This is a genomic window from Paenibacillus sp. MMO-177 (assembly GCF_037147795.1).
Classification (GTDB): Bacteria; Bacillota; Bacilli; order Paenibacillales; family Paenibacillaceae; genus Pristimantibacillus.
Genome location: NZ_JBBCUR010000002.1, coordinates 778,111 through 797,127, shown reverse-complemented (window position 1 = coordinate 797,127; position 19,017 = coordinate 778,111). Strand labels below are relative to the sequence as shown.

At 50.6% G+C, this 19,017-nt stretch carries 16 protein-coding genes and 1 pseudogene; 13 read left to right on the top strand and 4 right to left on the bottom strand.

Translation table 11 applies throughout. The features are described 5' to 3' along the window. The first annotated feature begins 16 nt into the window (after positions 1 to 16). Both WFK81_RS09305 and WFK81_RS09300 read left to right on the top strand, forming a co-directional pair. Positions 17 to 799, top strand: a complete 783-nt coding sequence (locus WFK81_RS09305; RefSeq protein WP_336786136.1) for an HAD family hydrolase — start codon at positions 17 to 19, stop codon at positions 797 to 799. Between the two features lie 35 nt (positions 800 to 834). Beyond that, positions 835 to 2,805, top strand: a complete 1,971-nt coding sequence (locus tag WFK81_RS09300) for a glycoside hydrolase family 127 protein (RefSeq protein WP_336786135.1) — start codon at positions 835 to 837, stop codon at positions 2,803 to 2,805. 40 nt (positions 2,806 to 2,845) lie between these two features. Here WFK81_RS09300 and WFK81_RS09295 read toward each other — a convergent pair whose 3' ends face one another. Further along, positions 2,846 to 3,718: a dihydrodipicolinate synthase family protein gene (locus WFK81_RS09295; protein ID WP_336786134.1), complete on the bottom strand. Its 873-nt coding sequence runs from the start codon at positions 3,716 to 3,718 to the stop codon at positions 2,846 to 2,848. 127 nt (positions 3,719 to 3,845) lie between these two features. Here WFK81_RS09295 and WFK81_RS09290 point away from each other — a divergent pair, with 127 nt between their 5' ends. Both WFK81_RS09290 and WFK81_RS09285 read left to right on the top strand, forming a co-directional pair. Continuing rightward, positions 3,846 to 4,664 (top strand): hypothetical protein, encoded by an 819-nt coding sequence (locus WFK81_RS09290; protein ID WP_336786133.1) that lies wholly within the window; start codon positions 3,846 to 3,848, stop codon positions 4,662 to 4,664. Continuing rightward, positions 4,661 to 5,344: an HAD family hydrolase gene (locus WFK81_RS09285; protein ID WP_336786132.1), complete on the top strand. Its 684-nt coding sequence runs from the start codon at positions 4,661 to 4,663 to the stop codon at positions 5,342 to 5,344. Before WFK81_RS09290 ends, WFK81_RS09285 begins: the two co-directional genes overlap by 4 nt. A 46-nt stretch (positions 5,345 to 5,390) precedes the next feature. Here WFK81_RS09285 and WFK81_RS09280 read toward each other — a convergent pair whose 3' ends face one another. Continuing rightward, a complete protein-coding gene (locus WFK81_RS09280) occupies positions 5,391 to 8,504 on the bottom strand; it encodes a glycoside hydrolase family 2 TIM barrel-domain containing protein (protein ID WP_336786131.1) in 3,114 nt (1,037 codons plus the stop codon). Positions 8,505 to 8,620: 116 nt separating this feature from the next. Here WFK81_RS09280 and WFK81_RS09275 point away from each other — a divergent pair, with 116 nt between their 5' ends. From WFK81_RS09275 to WFK81_RS30965, 3 genes and pseudogenes are all read left to right on the top strand, one after another. Continuing rightward, entirely contained in the window at positions 8,621 to 9,445 is an 825-nt protein-coding gene (locus WFK81_RS09275) for an AraC family transcriptional regulator (RefSeq protein ID WP_336786130.1), read from the top strand. A gap of 84 nt (positions 9,446 to 9,529) precedes the next feature. Next, positions 9,530 to 10,447, top strand: a complete 918-nt coding sequence (locus WFK81_RS09270; RefSeq protein WP_336786129.1) for a nucleoside hydrolase — start codon at positions 9,530 to 9,532, stop codon at positions 10,445 to 10,447. Positions 10,448 to 10,493: 46 nt separating this feature from the next. After that, a pseudogene (locus WFK81_RS30965) lies at positions 10,494 to 10,769 on the top strand (AraC family ligand binding domain-containing protein); the annotation flags it as partial. 8 nt (positions 10,770 to 10,777) lie between these two features. Here the strand turns inward: WFK81_RS30965 and WFK81_RS30960 are convergent. Further along, positions 10,778 to 11,041, bottom strand: a complete 264-nt coding sequence (locus WFK81_RS30960; RefSeq protein WP_442956048.1) for a phytanoyl-CoA dioxygenase family protein — start codon at positions 11,039 to 11,041, stop codon at positions 10,778 to 10,780. Here WFK81_RS30960 and WFK81_RS09260 point away from each other — a divergent pair. Beyond that, positions 11,003 to 11,143, top strand: a complete 141-nt coding sequence (locus WFK81_RS09260; protein ID WP_336786127.1) for a hypothetical protein — start codon at positions 11,003 to 11,005, stop codon at positions 11,141 to 11,143. The genes WFK81_RS30960 and WFK81_RS09260 overlap by 39 nt on opposite strands. Before the next feature lie 224 nt (positions 11,144 to 11,367). Here WFK81_RS09260 and WFK81_RS09255 read toward each other — a convergent pair whose 3' ends face one another. Next, positions 11,368 to 12,234, bottom strand: a complete 867-nt coding sequence (locus tag WFK81_RS09255) for an AraC family transcriptional regulator (protein ID WP_336786126.1) — start codon at positions 12,232 to 12,234, stop codon at positions 11,368 to 11,370. A 136-nt stretch (positions 12,235 to 12,370) separates the two neighbouring features. Between WFK81_RS09255 and WFK81_RS09250 the strand changes: the two genes are divergently transcribed. The 5 genes from WFK81_RS09250 to WFK81_RS09230 all read left to right on the top strand — a co-directional run bounded on the left by WFK81_RS09250 (position 12,371) and on the right by WFK81_RS09230 (position 18,864). Beyond that, positions 12,371 to 13,306 carry an aldo/keto reductase gene (locus WFK81_RS09250; RefSeq protein WP_336786125.1) on the top strand — a complete coding sequence of 312 codons (936 nt, stop codon included), beginning with the start codon at positions 12,371 to 12,373 and terminating at the stop codon, positions 13,304 to 13,306. Positions 13,307 to 13,322: 16 nt separating this feature from the next. Beyond that, the gene (locus WFK81_RS09245; RefSeq protein WP_336786459.1) at positions 13,323 to 14,339 is read left to right on the top strand and encodes a zinc-binding alcohol dehydrogenase family protein; all 1,017 of its coding nucleotides are present in this window, start codon (positions 13,323 to 13,325) and stop codon (positions 14,337 to 14,339) included. A 16-nt stretch (positions 14,340 to 14,355) separates the two neighbouring features. Further along, positions 14,356 to 15,189 (top strand): amidohydrolase family protein, encoded by an 834-nt coding sequence (locus WFK81_RS09240; RefSeq protein ID WP_336786124.1) that lies wholly within the window; start codon positions 14,356 to 14,358, stop codon positions 15,187 to 15,189. 41 nt (positions 15,190 to 15,230) lie between these two features. Continuing rightward, on the top strand, positions 15,231 to 17,603 hold the full coding sequence (locus WFK81_RS09235; protein ID WP_336786123.1) for a glycoside hydrolase family 95 protein: 2,373 nt from the start codon (positions 15,231 to 15,233) through the stop codon (positions 17,601 to 17,603). An 88-nt stretch (positions 17,604 to 17,691) separates the two neighbouring features. Next, positions 17,692 to 18,864 (top strand): serine hydrolase domain-containing protein, encoded by a 1,173-nt coding sequence (locus WFK81_RS09230; RefSeq protein ID WP_336786122.1) that lies wholly within the window; start codon positions 17,692 to 17,694, stop codon positions 18,862 to 18,864. Positions 18,865 to 19,017: the final 153 nt, after the last annotated feature.

Here is a 19,017-nt window from a genome sequence, read left to right as displayed (position 1 = left end):
AAGAGGTGGATGAACGTTGATTAAGCTCTTTGTATCGGATATTGACGGCACTTTGATGGACAGAAACAAACAGATTCGCAAGGAGGATATCGACGCCATCCGCTTGGCTCACCGGCAGGGCGTCCATATCTGTCTGGCGTCCGGACGGATGCATGAGGAGATCAAGGTTGTCATGGAGCTGCTTGGGGTCCCTTGTTACGCGGTTTGCCAGAACGGGGCAACCATTATGGATCAGGGTGGAGCCGTCATTCGGGCCAGCACGTTCCAGGCTGATCTGGCGCTTGCCTTGCAGCAGCTGACAGCACCGTCCGATCTGGTTACCGTTATTTGCGGCAGCGAGGGCAATTACGTTGCCAGGCAAACGGCAGAGACGGAGTTGGTAGGCACGCGCTTCCTGACACCGTTAATCGAGCGCCGCCAACTCATTGAAGATATGGCAAACGGAATGCCCGTCACGAAGTTTTCCATCTATGGCGAGGTTCCGCTGCTTGAGCGGATGCTTGAGACTTTGGATGAGCGGTTCGCCGACCGGATTACGGCATCGTTCTCCGACCCTGACGGCATTGATGTCATGCCCGGCGGCGTAGATAAAGGCGCGGCTGTTGAAGCTCTAATGCAATTATTAGATATCCGCAGGGAAGAGACGGCATGCATTGGCGATTCGTTTAATGATTTGGCAATGTTCCGCATTTGCTCCCGCAGCTTTGCCATGTCCCATTCCCACGATACAGTGCTGACAACGGCCACCCATCGGGCGGACACCGTTGGTCAAGCTTTAAATGTTTTGCTTGCGGTATGAATACAATTCCATTTCATGCGAAGGGGTGTCCAAGCGTGACTTCCAAAGCAACCCAGCTTAATAAGAAACCAACAACCTACAAGTATCAGACGGTGCACAACATGCCCGTTCAAGCCGTCCGAATCCAGGACGCATTCTGGGAGCCGAAATTAAAGGTGCTGCATGAAGTAACCGCTTATGATGTGCTTCATAAATTCGAGAATGACGGAGCGATGCGGAATTTTGAGTTTGTGGCGGAGGGAACAGGCGGATTCCATTCCGGGGAGCCTTGGTTCGACGGACTCGTCTATGAAACCATCCGCGGGATCTCCGATATTCTAGCCGTATCTCAGGATGAGCGTTTGGATGTTAGAGTCGACGATATTATCGAGAAAATCGTCCGAGCCCAAGAAGCTGGCGGCGACGGATACCTGAACACGTATACGCAGCTGGACCGTCCCGGCCAGCGCTGGGGCGAGAATGGCGGATTCCTGAGATGGCAGCATGATGTCTATAATGCGGGCTGCCTGATTGAAGCAGCCGTTCATCATTATAAGGCAACGGGCAAAACAACCCTGCTCAAAGCAGCGGTTCAATATGCCAACCATATGAGCGGCATGATGGGGCCACCGCCAAAACGGAACATCGTCCCGGCCCACTCGCTGCCGGAGGAGGCAGTTCTGAAGCTGTATCAGCTTGCTTTGGATGAGCCGGAGCTTGGCACGGTGATGAAGGTTCCTTTTGCTGCTTCCGATTATCTGGAGCTTGCTACGTTCTGGATTCACAACCGGGGCAATCATGAAGGCAGATATTCGCATGGCGGGGAATATGCGCAGGATCATAAGCCGGTGCTGGAGCAAGAGGAAGCGGTCGGGCATGCGGTTCGCGCGACGTTGTTGTACACGGGTCTGACGGCTCTCTATTTATGCACGGGTGAAATGCCTTACTTGGAAACCGCAAAGAAGCTATGGGATAATATTTCGTACCAGAAATCGCATATTACCGGCGGTGTTGGCGCAGTTCATCATGACGAGAAGTTTGGCGCAAACTATGAATTGCCGGATAACGGTTATTTGGAGACTTGCGCCGGCGTTGGCATGGGCTTTTTCAGCTGGAATCTGTTCCTTGCTACCGGAGAAAGCCGCTATATCGATAAGCTGGAGACGATTATCTACAATATCGTACTGGCGGGCCGTTCGATGGACGGGCATAAATACTTCTACGAGAATCCGCTCGTCAGCAAAGGCGGCCATAACCGCTGGGAATGGCATAGCTGCCCTTGCTGCCCGCCGATGATCATGAAGCTTTTGCCTGAGTTGGCTTCTTATATTTACGCCTATGACGGCAAGGGAGCGTTCGTTAATCTGTATATCGGAAGCGAAAGCGAATTGCTTATCGGAGATGTACCTGTATCGGTTAAGCAGCAGACGAATTATCCATGGTCAGGAGCAGTTGGAATTGCGGTTACGCCGGAGCGGGATGCCGAGTTTGACATGAGGCTTCGCATTCCGGAATGGTGCGGGCAATATGCGATCCGCGTGAACAATCAAGCAGTAAGTTATGAGTTGGAAAACGGATATGCCGTTTTGAATCGCATATGGTCGGCTGGGGACCGCATTCAACTTGACCTGGATATGCCCGTTCATTTGGTAGAGGTTCATCCGAATGTTACGACGCATGCGCACAATGCGGCTATCCGTCGTGGACCGGTGTTGTACTGTCTGGAGTCGGTGGATAACGAAAAATTGGAAAACGGTAAGGTACTCTATTCTCGCGAAGCACTGCGAGAGAATCATATGGACCGCAAGCTGCCGCCTCAGCCAGTATTCGAAACGGAGCATGACGCAAGTTTCTTCGACGGCGCCGTTATTATCCGGACAACGGATGCGGACGGCCGTCGGATTACGGCGGTTCCGTATCCATACTGGAATAACCGTTCCCGGGGCACGATGGTCCTCTGGCTGCAGCATGAGCATCCCGTCCGCCAAGAAGGCTGGGAGAATAAGCTGTACCGCATAATCGAATAGAATGGAGAAGGCGCCATTGCAATTTAATTGCAAGGATGTTTTACTGCAAGACAGTACGTACGGCTGCTTCTTCCTCCGGGCTTAGAAGGGTGAGAGGTTCGCGGAAGCCGCCGGCGATGATTCCTTGGGCAACAAGGTGATGACGGATGACTCTCACCCAACCAATGTCCCCTAGCAGCTTCAACTTAGGCTGAACACTTTCAAGTTTTAAAGAAGCTTCTGCCTGTTGCCCTGAGCCTAACCGACTAACGATTTCTTTCATTTCTGTAGGGAAGAGGCTGCCTGCGACGCTCGTCAGGCCGTTATAACCTTTTGCGAAATAATCTGCAATGGTAGCGTCGATTCCGGACAACACTTGAAAATCTTCTCCAAGCTTCTCGGTAACGCCTTTGACAACGTCCGGATTGCCGGCTTCTTTTAGCGCTTTAATTTGAGGGAACTTCTTCACCAAGCTTATTAGGGTTTGAAGCTCCAAATTAAATCCCGTTCGTACCGGATTATTGTAGAGCATCATGGGCAACGCCGTTGCTGAACATACCGCTTCAACATATAAAGCGGCTTCACGTTGGCTTGGGCGGACATAAGGCGGAAAGCCAAGCATAATCGCCGCGTGTCCGGCTTTTTCAGCCTCCTTCGCCAGTCGGACCGCGTCACGAGTCCGGATCGCCGCAACTCCCGCGTACAAAGGAATGTCTGCAGGGGCAGCTTGCCTGGTCAGTTGATAGAGAAGTATTCTCTCCTCCAAGGACAAGGAGTGCTGCTCCCCGGTTGAGCCTCCAACTAGCAGGGCAGGAACCTGTTGTTTTACATAATATCGAACCAATTGATGAATTCCTTGTTCGTCAATCGTGTCATCCTGACGGAAAGGCGTAATGATCGCAACGCTATAAGACGAGAAACGGAATGTAGACATATTTGCTGTGCCTCCTTAATGAAGTAAGAACGTATTCTTTTTCGCTATACTAGCATACTGAATGATTGTTAGGAAGGCTGGAATTCGTTATAGTTGGTGATAGATATTATTTCCAATATTAGGGAGGGTGGCGGCGCTGAGCATGCAGCAAACCATGATAGCAACGGATAAGTTTAATCCTCGCAGTTCTCTAATTGCCATTATCACAAGTGTGCAGGAAAGACTAAAGCAACTATATGCTTGGAGCGGGAATCTAACGGATGACGGCAGTAGATGGGAAGCGGATCAATTCTCAGAACGGAAAACAAACGGAGAGTGCTCGACATGCAGCGGCAGTCCGGCAAGGATAGACATTGACCCCCGCCGCATGATTGCCTCCGAGCTGTCGCTTAAGCGCGGAGCCGTACTATTATGGGCAGGCACAAATTGCGGACCGGTCGAAATGATTAAGCAATTAGCCGAGGTACTGGGCATCAGCTATGATCGTCCGTTGGCAGAGCAAGATCCTCTCTTTATCGAGATTTTATTGTACGGTTATAAGAAAGAGCTCCTAACTTATAAACACAAATCTAAACTCAAACAGGGCTTCTACTGGGGCTGCGTGAACGATGTTAAGTTTCTGAGAGACTCCGGCACAACAAGCAAAGGCAATCTAAAAGCTATTGAATATTTTTCAGGTCCGGTTCGTTGCCCGGATTGCAGCCAAAGCAGTCATTACGACACGGAATGCTTGTCTGTTACGATAAATGGTCTGACGATTAAAGAGACTTCGAGATTGTCTATTCAAGAGCTATTGTTGTTTGTCCGTGATCTTATATCTCCTGATAAAGCAAAGGTTTCGCTTCCTATATTGCTAGAATTGGAAAAGCGCCTGTTGCATCTAAATAAAATTGGCTTAAAATATTTGTCTCCCTTTTACCATAACGACCTGGAGGGATCCTGTTGAAAGTCCATGCCGTGTTCTTTGATTTGTTCGAGACCTTAATTACCGAGTTTGAGAACGGCGTACGGAAAGCGCCGCGTTCGAATTATTTTGTCGGGCAGCTCGGGGTAGATACAAAGCTGTTCGAGCAGGAGTGGAGAAAGAGGCAGGAGCACAGAATGAACGGAACTTTCCCGGATTTCCCTTCCGTATTAAGAGATATTATGAGTACGCTTGGGCATGAAGTAGCCGAAGAAATCATAGATAACATTCATAATGAACGAATTGTTTCCAAGTCGGTTCCGTTTAACCGGATAGAGCCGACTATTCTGGACATGCTTGGACAGCTCCGCTCGGCAGGAATTAAATTATGTCTCATCAGCAACTGTGCGCCGGAAGAGGTATCCTCATGGGAAACCAGCGGACTAGCCCCGTATTTTGATGACGTGATTTTCTCTTATGCGGTAAATACCGCCAAGCCTGAGCCGGGTATTTACAAGCTTGCCTGTGAACGTATCGGGGTGTCGCCGGCCGACTCCTTATTTATTGGCGACGGAGGCTCTAATGAATTAGCCGGCGCGTCAATCTCCGGCCTGCAGGCTTATCAAGCAACTTGGTTTCTTTCCGAAGAAAGAGCGGGGAAATGGACGGAGTTTCCCAAGCTAAGAAACCCGTCCCAATTAATTGCGCTGATCTCCAAATAGAAATAAACAAGACCATCCTGCCGTCGGGATGGTCTTGTTCTTTGCTTTAGATTAAAGAAATCGTGAACGATAAGCTGTAAGGCCGGTTGGCGAATAGCTTATATTCCGGATGAATAGGGGCACCCCAGCTGTCATCGCCGCCAACGCCCATTTGTTTGTCGTTTACGCGTACGACCGTTTTGGACGAGACGGGCAGTTTGTACGGGTGGTCGCTAGCTTCAAGCTCATCAGGCGTCCATGGAAGGGCATTGACCTCCATAACGGCAGCGCTGTCAAAGCGAAGGCCGTTTCCATCGGCTCCATTTGTAAGCTCTGCATAACGGACATCGGTCTTATTGCCGCATTCCTGAGGGCGCAGGTATGGGACAAATTGATCTTTAACCATACTACTGTATTGGCCTAATTTAGCGCCCGTTTTACGATCCCAGTAATTATCTTGCGGTCCTAAGCCATACCAGGAGAATGTATCCAGACCGCCGTCAAGAACGAGCAGCATGCCGAACTCCGGGATTTCAGGCAGTTGTTCGCCGCCAGGCAGCAGCTGTTCATGGATATCAATCGAGCCGTTCGAATGAACCGTATAGCTGATCGTAAGCAAAGATACGGGACTTGTTGCCAGCTGATGTACCGTTGTCACATGGCAGCGGTCTTGTGCCATGGTCCAAGTAAACTGAATAAGCTGCTTGGTGCTTCCTGCATTCTTCCAAACCGAGCAGCGCTCCGGCATTTTGTTTCCGAAGTCATTATCGGTAGCCGCGCGCCAGAAGTTAGGACGAATCGGTTCAAGCAAGTTCTCTTTGTCTCCCGAACGGTAGGACACGATATCGCCAGTCAGACGGTTAAAGGTAACCGACAATACGTTGTTGCCGATTTGCAGCGATTCCGGTCCTTCGTTTAATTGCAGCGGAGCATGAACGGCATCGGTAACGTTGCTGTAGACCTCCACCACGCGCGGCGACAATACAAACTGTTCCCAAGCGACTTCATGTTCGGCTTCCGCCCATTTCGACTCCTCCGGAATAACGAAGGAAATCGTCAGAATCGCTTCTTGCTCGCAGAACGAAGGGCTGTATGGTATCGTTACTTCCGTTGTCTCGCCTGGTGCCAAGGACACCTTCAGCACATCCTTCTGAACGGTTTTGCCTTCATGCTGAACTTCCCATTTCAGATCGTATTCGCCAAGGTCCGTAAACAAGTTTTTATTCGTTACGCGAACCGTCCGGGCCGCGAGATTGATATCCGAAATCGCGATGTTCTGATAGCATTTTTTCACTTCCAGCAGCTTTGGCGTAACGGTCCGGTCAGCAAACAGCAGGCCGTTGCCGCTGAAATTGCCGTCATGCGCTTCTTCTCCGAAATCGCCGCCGTAAGCCAGATATTCTACGCCGTCAGCCGTCTTTGTCCGGATCGCCTGATCCACCCAATCCCAGATAAATCCGCCCTGCAAAATCTCGTATTTATCGAACAGCTCCGTGTATTTATGAAGTCCGCCGCAGGAATTGCCCATCGCATGGGAGTATTCGCACAGGATATAAGGCTTTTTCGGGTTATTGCGCGCATAGCTTTCCACTTCGTTAGGCCTTACGTACATGGTGGATTCGATATCGGAAGCAGCCTCGGAAGGACGGTAATGGAAAACGCCTTCGTAATGCACCAGTCTCGTCGGGTCAGCTTCCTTCAAATAATCATGCATGGCTATAAAGTTATCGCCGCCAAACGATTCGTTGCCAAGCGACCAAATGACGATAGACGGATGGTTCTTGTCTCTTTGGAACATCGAGTTACACCGGTCCAGCACGTTCTCGCGCCATTCCGGATGGCTGCCCGGAACCGTATGCGCCGGAAGATCCTGCTGGCCGTAACGCCAGGAGCCATGGGTCTCCAGATTCGTCTCGTCGATGACATAAAGCCCGTATTCATCGCAAAGCTCGTACCAGACCGATTGGTTCGGATAATGCGAGGTACGAACCGAGTTAATGTTATGGCTTTTCATGAGAATGATATCTTTGATCATATCGGCTTTGGACAAGGCACGGCCGGTATCGCAGGAGAACTCATGGCGGTTAGTCCCCTTGAAAACGATTCGTTTGCCGTTAATTTGCATCAGGCCGTCCTTTAACTCGAATACCCGGAAGCCTACCTTGCAGCTATGCGTCTCGATAAGGCCAACTTCGTTCGAAAGCGTGAGAACGAGGGTATACAAATGCGGAGCTTCGGCGCTCCATTTGAGCGGATTGTCTACACGTCCCGCCAACAGCAGCTGATGCTCGCCATCGCCATGAAACGAATCGGCAGCCGCCATCGGTTCAGTCCATACGGCCTGCTGATTGGCATCGTAGAGCTGCGCTTCCACGCGAATCCCGCTCGCAGCGGTATTATAGTAATTTTCCAAAGTCAGATCGATCGTAAGCTCGGCATCGCGGTATTCTTCATCCAGGTTGGTGCGCACGAAGAAATCGGAGATGTTCAACGTTGGTTTGGTGTACAAATAGACATCGCGGAAAATACCGCTGAGGCGCCAGAAATCTTGGTCCTCCAGCCAGCTCGCATCGCACCAACGGTACACCTCAACCGCAAGCTTGTTCTCGCCTTCGATTAAATAAGGAGTAATATCGAATTCCGACGGTGTGAAGGTATCCTCGCTGTACCCGACAAGCTCCCCGTTCAGCCAGACGTAGAAAGCCGATTCCACGCCTTGGAAGCTCAGGTATACCGGCTGACCGTTCCAGGATTCGGGTACCTCGAAGCTGCGGATATAGGAGCCTACCGGATTGTATTTGGTCGGGGCAAAAGGAGGCAGCAAATCAGGCTCTGAGTTCACCCAAGGGTAACGGACATTAATGTATTGCGGATAATCGAAGCCGTGGAACTGCCAATGGGAAGGAACCGGCATGTCGGTCCAGCTGCTCGCGTCAAAATCCGCCTGATAGAAGTTCCGAATGCGTTGCTCGGGGACTTCGGCAAAAGCGAATTTCCAGATTCCGTTTAATGAATAATAGCGTTCGGAGGCGGTTTTATCTCCGATGAGCGCTTCTTCTACAGAAAGGTACGACATGGTGGAAGCGTGTGCAGGAAGGCGATTAAGCTGGAAAATTTCCGGGTTATTGTTCCATTCCGGGTAGCCGTTTGCAGGCGGTTGGTAGTTAAGCTTGGCTCGCAAATTTCTCATCTCCTAAAACTCAATGATAGTATATTCATATTATAGTGAGGAATGTATACTTATAAAATATAAGGATTTTACATTCATCTCTTAAAATATGAAACGAGGTTTTCCTGATGGAAGGTAATTATTTCTTTTGTTCGCAGGATGAAACATCCGGCCTTCCGCTCTTTGCAACAACGGTTGGCTACTGGGAGCATCAAATGGAAACCGAACGCCCGGAAGGCTTTCCCGATTATCAGATGCATCAAGTATTGGAGGGGTTTGGAGAGGTCGTTGTGAACGGCAAGGTGTATAAAGTGGAAGCAGGCGATGTTTTTTTTCTCTATCCGGATACTCCTCATTCCTATAGGCCGTTAAGTCAGAAATGGAAGGTATCGTGGGTTTCCTTCAACGGCCGCGAAGCGGACCAAATGCTGTTGTTCGCCGGAATTAGCGAATCGGGTACGGGCAGGTTAAAGGCCAACACGCTTATTAAATCGCTGGAACAGATGTTGACCTTGGCCATGGACAATGATCAGGAGGCCAACCTCGAACGATCGAAGCTTCTATACGGCCTGTTAATCGATCTTAAGTATCAATTGCTGTCTCCGTCCTATTCGGATCAGGAGTTCGATCGGGTGAAGCCGGTCCTTCAATATATAGAAAACAATCTGCAAAGACCGTTGACGCTTACCGAACTGGCGGATGTGGCGAACGTTACCCCGCAATATTTATGCAGAATGTTCCAGCAGACGATGAACATAAGGCCAATGGAATACATTAATCAGCAGCGCATTAAGCGGAGCAAGCAGCTTATGTTCCAGCATCCCGCGATGCGAATGTACGAGATAGCGGGCAGGGTAGGTTTTGAGAGCTCGAGCTATTTCGGCGTCGTATTCCGCAAGCTGAACGGAATGAATCCCGAAGCGTTCAAGAAGCTTCACGGATTGGTTCCGTAATCGCATTGACGCTAGGGGTGAAACGGCTTAGAGTTGATTTTGCAAGGGCTTACACAATATGGGTTGTCGATGGAGGAATAGGAAATGTTGTATCCGAAGCTGTCCGAATCATTTGTGGTTCAAAGATTAGCCCCGCCACCCGGGAAAGTTCATATCGTTCTCGATACCGATACGTTTAACGAAATTGACGATCAATTCGCCGTAGCCTATTCTTTGCTTTCGAACGAGAAGATGGAAGTCGAGGCTTTATACGCCGCTCCGTTCTTCAACGAATTATCCAGCAGCCCAGGCGACGGCATGACAAAAAGCTATAACGAGATCTTGAAAATAAGAAAGCTGCTGAAGCGCGAAGACGTTCCGGCCTTTCGCGGCTCGGAGCAATACTTGTCTGGGGCCGAATTGCCCGTTGAGAGCGATGCAGCCCATGATCTGATCAAGAGAGCCATGCAGCGTGAGGCAGACGATCCGCTGTATGTCGTGGCTATAGGCGCGATTACGAATGTAGCAAGCGCTATTCTAATAGAACCGGATATTATTGAAAAGATTGTGGTGGTGTGGCTTGGCGGCCATACGTTGGAGTGGGGAGATACAAGAGAGTTTAATTTGTTCCAGGACTTGCATGCTTCCAGAGTTATTATGGACAGCGGCGTGCCGCTTGTTCTTATCCCTTGCATGGGAGTTGCTTCGAATCTGCGGACCACGTTATCCGAAATCCGGGATTACGTGCAGCCGGAGGGGGAGCTGGGGCAATATTTGTACGAGACTTACCGGGATTGCACGAATGACCATTTTGCCTACTCCCGCGTTATCTGGGATATCTCTACGATAGCATGGCTGAATAATCCGGATTGGGCGCCATCGCAGCTGCATTCTAGTCCCCGCCTATCGGATGACTTTCGGTGGAGTATAGATCCGTCGAGACATCTCATCCGTTATGTTCGTTATATTGACCGCGATGCGGTGTTTAAGGATCTGTTCCTGAAGATCAAACAATTCCGTTGATTCCTGATTGGCAAGCAAAGGCGCTTTGCAAGCTGCAAAGCGCCTAATGAACGGACGGGGGACCCGTATGAGCGATGTGCTAAAGAGCGATCAGCATCTGGAAAGCAAACATTTTCTTTTTCATATTGAACCTTACGAGCTCAAGCAGGGCACGATTATCCCGCTGCACCGCCATGAATTCGTAGAACTCGTCTTTATTAGCCAAGGCTCGGGACTTCACGAATACGAAGGACATACGTTCTCTATCGCTGCCGGAGACGTGTTTATCATAGAGCCCGGAAAGGATCATGCCTATAGGATCGATCGGGGCGAAGGGATGGAGGTTGTCTACTACATGGAGCCGTTTTTGCGGTCGGAGGTATCCTTCCAAGCGAAGCTTACCTTGTCTCCCCGGCAAATACTGGAGGTCCGAGGGATACTGGAGCATCCGTTATGCTCGTCCACATCATCCAAGGCAATCCAGATGGACAAAGCGCCGGGCTCGTTCATTGGCCAGTAAGGCAAATCTTGGTGCCAAGGTGTTGGTTTCGAATCCTGCGGCATCTTCAGCAGGGCATGGTCGTGAAAGAGCCGCAGGCCGCTTGCTCCGGACAGCTGCTTGGCAGCATCCGCAAACCGGCGGGACAAAACAAAGCGGGCCATTCCTCCATGATCCCGCCAAGTATTTACCCGTTGATTCAACACTCTAGCCCCTAAGCTCCTCGACTTCCTCCGCGGACAACATGTCATCGATTTGTACGAATCCATTCACCCGGTAATAGCGTACTTGCTCATCGGTCAATACTTTCGTGCGGTCTAACATAAACGTTCACCCCTTCAAATCATGTGATTTCATCCTTAGCATATAGGCTGGATGCCTACTATTCTTGGTGAATCAACCGAAAAACAAGGGGAAATCGCTAAAAGCAAAAAAAAAGACTTTACCGGCAGCTGCGCCTGTATTCCACGGGTGTCATCCCGGTAATCAGTTTAAACTTTTTATAAAAGTAGGATTCGCTTTCAAAACCGCATGACAGGCAAACGGAGGAGATGGTATCGCCCGTCAGCATCAGCTTCTCTTTGGCTAACATGATTTTTTTGATCAGAATATATTCGCTTACGTTCATGCCGGTATGCTGTTTGAACACTCTCGAGAAATGGGCGTACGTTACGGATGCTCTCGAGGATAATTCGGCAAGACTCATCTGCTGCGATCCGATATGAGCGTCAATGTAATCCAGAATCGTCCGTATCCATGGCGGCGGTTCGGCGCTGGAGCTGCGCGGATGCTCGGCAACCGGCAACGCCATCCGGTTCAAGGCAATAAGAAAATCATAGAGCCTTACCGCAATAGCCGCCCGATAGCTCGGAAGCCGGTTAAGCCACTCTTGATTCATAACGTCGATAAGGCTGGAGAAAGCTAATCGTTCGTCATGGGAAGTATCAAGCTTATAGCTTTTGCTTTTCCGGGCTTGCTCGAAGCATCGCAAGAGCGAATGGGATTCGCCGAATTCCATCGGCTGAATGAACCGGGGCGCAAAGAAGATCGCGCTGGAAGTCACGGGCGAGAACTCATCCGGGAACGCGCGATGGACCGTATTGCCTGGAATAAGAAATACGTCGCCGGGATTCATTTCGTAAAAGCTGTGGTTAATGAAGAAGGTTCCTGTCCCGGAATACACAAATACAATCTCGTACCAGTCATGCAAATGGTCGGGAAGCTCCCGTTGCGGAGATTTCGTATCCTGATAGACTAGGCTGAACGGAAATTTATCCGTTTCGTCAAAGCGTTTGTGTATGGTTGGCATGACTTTGTCTTCCTTTCTCCAATAACTACTCCGATGATAACAAATTAGAGCATAAAATAACAGGTTTAGAGCGTTTTCATGTGTGATTATGCTGGTGTAGAATGAGCTTATATTATTTATTAAGAGGTGAGATTCATTGAAATATAGAAAGCTTGGTAAGACCGGCCTGGAAGTGTCGGCACTTAGCTTTGGCGCTTCTTCGCTGGGCTCCGTATTTCGCGTAACCGATGACAACGAAAGCATCCGTACGGTTCATGCGGCCTTAGATGCCGGCATTAATCTGATCGACGTATCGCCGTATTACGGGCTGAAGAAGGCGGAAACGGTATTGGGCCAGGCGCTGAAGAGCGTTCCGCGCGATCGTTACTTTTTGTCTACAAAAGCAGGCAGATACGGGGCCGATGTGTTTGATTTCAGAAGCGGAACCATTATCGCAAGCGTGGAAGAGAGTCTGCAGCGCCTGCATACCGATTATCTGGATATTCTATTCCTTCACGACATTGAATTCGTAGAGCCGTCTATCATATATGAAGAGGCAATTCCCGCCATTCAGCGGTTAAAGGCCGACGGGAAAATCCGCAATACCGGTATTTGCGGACTGCCGCTCAGCCTGTTTGAAGAGTTCCTGCCTAATGCTGATATCGACGCCATCATCTCGTATTGTCATTACTCCTTGAATGACACAACACTGGAAACGATTTTCCCTATAATTGAAGAAAAGAGAATCGGACTCGTAAACGCATCGCCTTTATCGATGGGCTTGCTCGGAACACGCGGCACGCCGGAATGGCATCCCGCCAGCCGAAAGGTAAAAGAGATTTGCAAGCGGGCAGCGGAACATTGCGCAGCGCAAGGCGAGGATATTGCTAAGCTTGCCGTTCAATTTTCTACCATGAACGAGCGCATTCCAACAACGCTAGTGAGCACGGCTAATCCATCGAACATTGTGAAGAATGCAATGTGGGTCAATGAGCCGATAAACCTTGGGCTGCTTGAGGAAATAAGAGAAATTCTTGCGCCGATTATGAACGAGACATGGGCAAGCGGTATACCGTATTACAATGAGCGATAAGGGGAGCGGCTGCGCAATGAAGGGGATTGTATGCGAGCAAGTTGAGCAATTCAGATATGCGGATCTCGAAGAGCCGGTGTTTACACCAGGCGAAGCGATTGTATCCGTTAAACGGGTCGGCATCTGCGGAACGGATCTGCATGCCTATAAAGGAAATCAGCCGTTTTTCACCTATCCGCGTATTCTTGGCCACGAGCTGTCGGGTATTATTGAACAAATCGGGGATAACGAGGAAGGCTTCAAAACAGGCGATCAAGTCAGCATTATTCCTTACCTGCACTGCGGTAAATGCGTCGCATGCCGGCAAGGAAAGACAAATTGCTGTACATCCATTCAAGTGCTTGGCGTACATGCGGATGGAGGCATGCGGGAGAAAATCTCCGTTCCCGTTACGCATCTGCTCAATGCGGACGGGCTCAGCCTGGAGCAAGCGGCCGTTGTCGAACCGTTCAGTATCGGAGCGCATGCCGTCCGGAGGTCGGGACTGGTCGCCGGCGATACGGTGCTTGTGATCGGAGCAGGTCCAATCGGGCTTGGCATCATGGCACTCGCCAAGCATGCCGGCGCGAATGTGATTGCGATGGACGTGAATGACGAGCGTCTGGCATTTTGCAAGGAATGGGCGAAGGCGGATCATACCGTTAATGCGCTGGATGAACCGTTCTCTCGTTTGGAGGGTTTGACGAATGGCGATTATCCAACCATCGTATTCGATGCAACGGGGAATACCCATTCGATGTCGACAGCGGTTCGTTACGCGGCGCATGGCGGAACGCTTGTGTATGTGGGATTAGTAAAAGGCCATATTTCTTTCGATGATTCCGAATTCCATAAACGGGAACTGACGATTATGGGCAGCCGCAATGCAACGAAGGAAGATTGCCTGCATGTATTAGAGGTTATCCGTGCCGGAGGGATTGATGTGAACAGCTACGTGACTCATCTGGTGCCGTTTGACCAAATGGCAGACCATTTCGAATCCTGGCTTGATCCTTCTAACAAAGTGATCAAAGCGATGATAGAATGGCCTTAGGAAAAGGAGGCAGCTCATGAGAATAGATTCCCATCAGCATTTCTGGATGTATAACGAGCGGGATTACGGCTGGATGTCCGGGCAGCACAAGGCGATTCAGACCCATTTTCTGCCGCAGCATTTGAAACCCTTGCTCTTGCAAAACGGATTCGACGGATCCATTGCCGTTCAAGCCAGGCAGTCTCTTCAAGAAACGGAATGGCTCTTGTCCCTGGCCGAGCAATTCCCTGAAATCAAAGGCGTTGTTGGCTGGGTAGACTTGTGTTCGCCGGAAATTAGGCAGCAGCTCGAAAAGTATGGCAATCATCCTTTGCTTAAAGGAGTCCGTCATGTTGTGCATGATGAGCCGGACGACCGCTTTCTTTTGAGGGAGGATTTCAGGAATGGCATAGCCTCTCTGGAAAACTACGGTTTAACCTATGATTTGCTGCTGTTCCCAAAGCATCTTCCTTATGCTGCACAGCTTGTAGAGATGTTCCCTAATCAGCCTTTTGTGCTTGATCATATCGCGAAACCGGATATTGCGAATAAAGGATTCGAGCCGTGGGCTCAGGATCTCGCAAGACTCGCGGCTAATCCCAATGTCTTATGCAAACTGTCGGGCATGGTTACGGAGGCCGAGTGGGGCAATTGGCGGGAAGAAGATTTCGCAATCTATCTCAATACCGTGTTTCAATGCTTTGGAACCCAAAGGCTGATGATTGGCTCGGACTGGCCGGTCTGCACCTTAAGCGGTACCTACGAGCAGACGATAAATATCGTAAAACATTACCTGGAAGCTTTTACCGAAGAAGAAAAATCGCTTGTATTAGGCGGGAACTGTGCTAGGTTTTACGGAATTAAATCGTAACTTTCACCTTTTATCCCTCTATAAAAAGGAGCATGCCTGCTATGAAGCTGCAATACAACCGTCCATCTGTCAGATGGACCGATGCGCTGCCAACCGGCAACGGACGTCTTGGCGCTATGATGTTTGGCGGACCGGAAATGGAACGCATCCAGTTAAACGAAGATACGCTTTGGTCCGGCGGCCCCCGCTACGGAGACAATGACAACGCTGTCAAAGTGCTTCCCGAAGTCAGAAAGCTGATCGAAGAGGGACAATATGCGGCAGCCGACCGATTATGCAAACAGATGATGGGGACTTATACGCAATCCTACCTGCCGATGGCAGATCTCTATATAAAGTTCTTGCACGGAAACGCGATGAAAAATTACCGGAGAGCGCTCCATCTTGATGACGCAACCTCAACGGTTGAGTATCAAATCGGCGACACGACTTATTCAAGACGTCTATTTATATCTTATCCGGATCAGGTTGCTGTGCTTCGTCTTGAAGCGAGTCACCCGGGAAAGCTGAATTTTCTTGCCCGGCTTGAGAGCCCGCTGCGGTATGAGACGGCTTTTGACAAAGATGGCCTGATCCTGCGCGGTGATGCGCCGGAACATGTAGACCCGAGTTACTACGACACGGACATGCCCGTTAAGTATGGCGAGCCGGGCAGCGCCAACGCGATGCGGTTTGAAGGCCGATTGGCAGCCCGGCTGGAAGAAGGACAAGCATCATACAGCCATGACGGACTACGCGTGACGGGCGCGACGGCTGTCACGCTTATTTTCAGCGCGGCAACCAGCTTTAACGGCTATGACCGTTCACCGGGAAGCGAAGGCAAGGACGAGTCGGCGACAGCTTCCGCTTATTTGGAGCAAGCAATGAAGCATTCCTATGACTCGCTCTTGCAAAGACATATTGAGGATCATCAGAAGCTGTTTAATCGCGTGCAGCTTAGTCTTGGCGAATCGGCTGCGCCGCCCGATTATCCAACGGATGCGCGCATCCGGGATTACGGGGCAAGCGACCCGGGACTTGTCGAGCTGCTCTATCATTACGGTCGTTATCTGATGATCGGAAGCTCCCGCAAAGGAACCCAGCCCGCAAATTTGCAAGGGATTTGGAACGAAGAGACAAGAGCGCCATGGAGCGGCAACTATACGCTTAACATTAATGCAGAGATGAATTACTGGCCTGCGGAAACCTGTAATTTGGCCGATTGCCACACCCCGCTGCTGGATTTTATCGAGAATTTGGCCAAGAACGGCCGGAAGACCGCTTCAACGAACTATGGAGCTGCAGGCTGGACCGCCCATCATAACAGCGATATCTGGTGCATGTCTTCGCCTGCTGGCGATTACGGTCACGGAGATCCGAGCTGGGCGTTCTGGCCGATGGGCGGCGTATGGCTCTGCCAGCATTTATGGGAGCATTACGCATTTGGATTAGACAAGACGTTCCTGAGGGATAAGGCATACCCGGTCATGAAAGAGGCAGCGCTATTCTGCCTGGATTGGCTGCATGAAGACAAGGATGGACGATTAATTACTTCGCCATCCACATCCCCGGAGCATAAGTTCCGTACGGCGGAAGGGCTGGCTGCAGTCAGCGCTGCATCTACCATGGACCTGTCGCTCGTCTGGGATCTGTTCACGAATCTGATCGAGGCTTCAACGATTCTTGGCGTTGATGAATCATTCAGAGAGCGGCTGGCGGATACGCGAAGCCGGCTGCACCCGCTGCAAATCGGCGACAACGGAAGACTCCAGGAATGGTCGAAGGATTTCGAAGACGAGGATCCATTCCACCGCCATGTCTCTCATTTGTTTGGCGTCTATCCCGGACGACAGCTGTCATGGGAGGAGACTCCTGAGCTGATGGAAGCAGCTCAGCGTTCCCTAGAAATTCGCGGAGACGGCGGGACGGGCTGGAGTCTAGGCTGGAAAGTCGGATTATGGGCGCGCTTCGGCAACGGCAACCGTGCTTTAGGGCTGCTGTCCAACCTGTTGACTCTAGTAGAGGACGGCAACACGAATTATCATCACGGCGGCGTATATAGCAATCTGTTTGATGCCCATCCGCCATTCCAGATAGACGGCAATTTCGCTGCGACATCGGGCATCGCCGAGCTGCTTGTGCAGTCCCATCGGGGTTATTTGGAGCTGCTGCCATCCCTTCCGGATGCCTGGCCGCAAGGATATGTGAGGGGATTGCGGGCGAGAGGCCATTTCGACGTATCGCTGCAGTGGGAAGAAGGATCCATTAAAACCGGGGATATCGTTTCCAACTCGGGCGGAGTCTGCCGGATCCGTTCTGCTGCTGCGCTTCGTGTGGAGTCGGATGGCATTGCGGTTACAGCAATATTGGACGAGCAAGGCCTATTGTCCTTCAAGACGGTTGCCGGCGGACGATACCAACTGATTAAGGCATAGCAAGGTTATTGTAAAGGAGTTTCCCACTTCAATAACGAATACTCCTTTGGTCATAGAATGCAATTGAGAGTGAAGGAGATTATCAATCATGTTGGATCAGACAGCAGTCAGCCAGATTAAAAAAACGCTTAGGAAAAGCATCGATAACAACGAAATAGCAGGCGCCAACTTTATGGTCATTAAAGACGGCAAAGAAGTCTTTTATCACGAAGACGGATTGGCCGACCGCGAAGCGGGACGCCCGGTAGAACGCAATACGATCTTCCGCCTGTACTCCATGACAAAGCCGGTTACGGCAACGGCAGTCATGATCTTGGTGGAGCGCGGAGAAATTGATTTGTTCGAATCGGTCAGCCAATACCTGCCGGGCTTCAATAATCAGAAGGCCGAGGTGAACGGCGAACTGATGCCGGTGGAGCGGGACATGAATATTCATGACCTGCTCGATATGACTTGCGGCCTTGTATACGGCGGCGATAACGCGGCGGGGCAAGCAACGGAGGCATTGTTCGGAGAGATTAACGAGCGACTGCTCGGAGAATCTCCGATGGGTACCGTGGAAGCAATGAACAAGCTTGGCGAAGGACCGCTTGCATTCCAGCCGGGAACTTCCTGGGCTTACGGCACATCGGCCGATGTGCTTGGCGCTATCGTTGAAGTGGTAAGCGGCATGCGCTTTGGCGAGTTTTTGCAGAAGGAAATTTTTGGCCCGCTTGGCATGAAGGATACGGGCTTCTGGCTGCCGGAAGAGAAGAGAGGACGCCTTGTCAAAACGTACGCAAGCGAGCAAGACGGCATGAGTCTCTTTAGGGGCAATCATCTGGGCATTATTCATCAGATGGACCGTGACCCCGCTTTCGAATCCGGAGGCGCGGGACTTGTCTCCACGATTGATGATGCGGCGAAATTCACCACCATGCTGTTGAACCAAGGAAGCCTGGACGGCGTACAAATCTTGCGTCCGAGAACGGTTCAATATTTGACGTCGGGAACGTTAAATGCCCGTCAGCAGCTTGCGTTTGACTCTTGGCATACGCTGGCCGGTCACAGCTACGGGAACTTGATGCGCGTTGTGACGGACACGCAAACAGCGGGAATTCTGGCAAGCTCGGGAGAGTATGGCTGGGATGGCTGGTTAGGCGCATACTTCGGCAATTTCCCGCAAGAGGGATTGACGATTTTGCTAATGATCCAGAAAAAGGATGCAGGCACAACGCCGCTGACACGGAAGCTCCGCAATATTGTAATGAGCACATTATAAATAGGAACGCCGCTGCCCATTGGGCAGCGGCGTTTTTTAGTTTCCAGGATGGCTTTCCGGATATGTCCGGTTGTAAAAAATATTTGATGCAGTTAACTAAAGTTAATTGGCTCCGAAAATGATTTTTGCTAAGCTTGTCCTGCTCATTCAGTA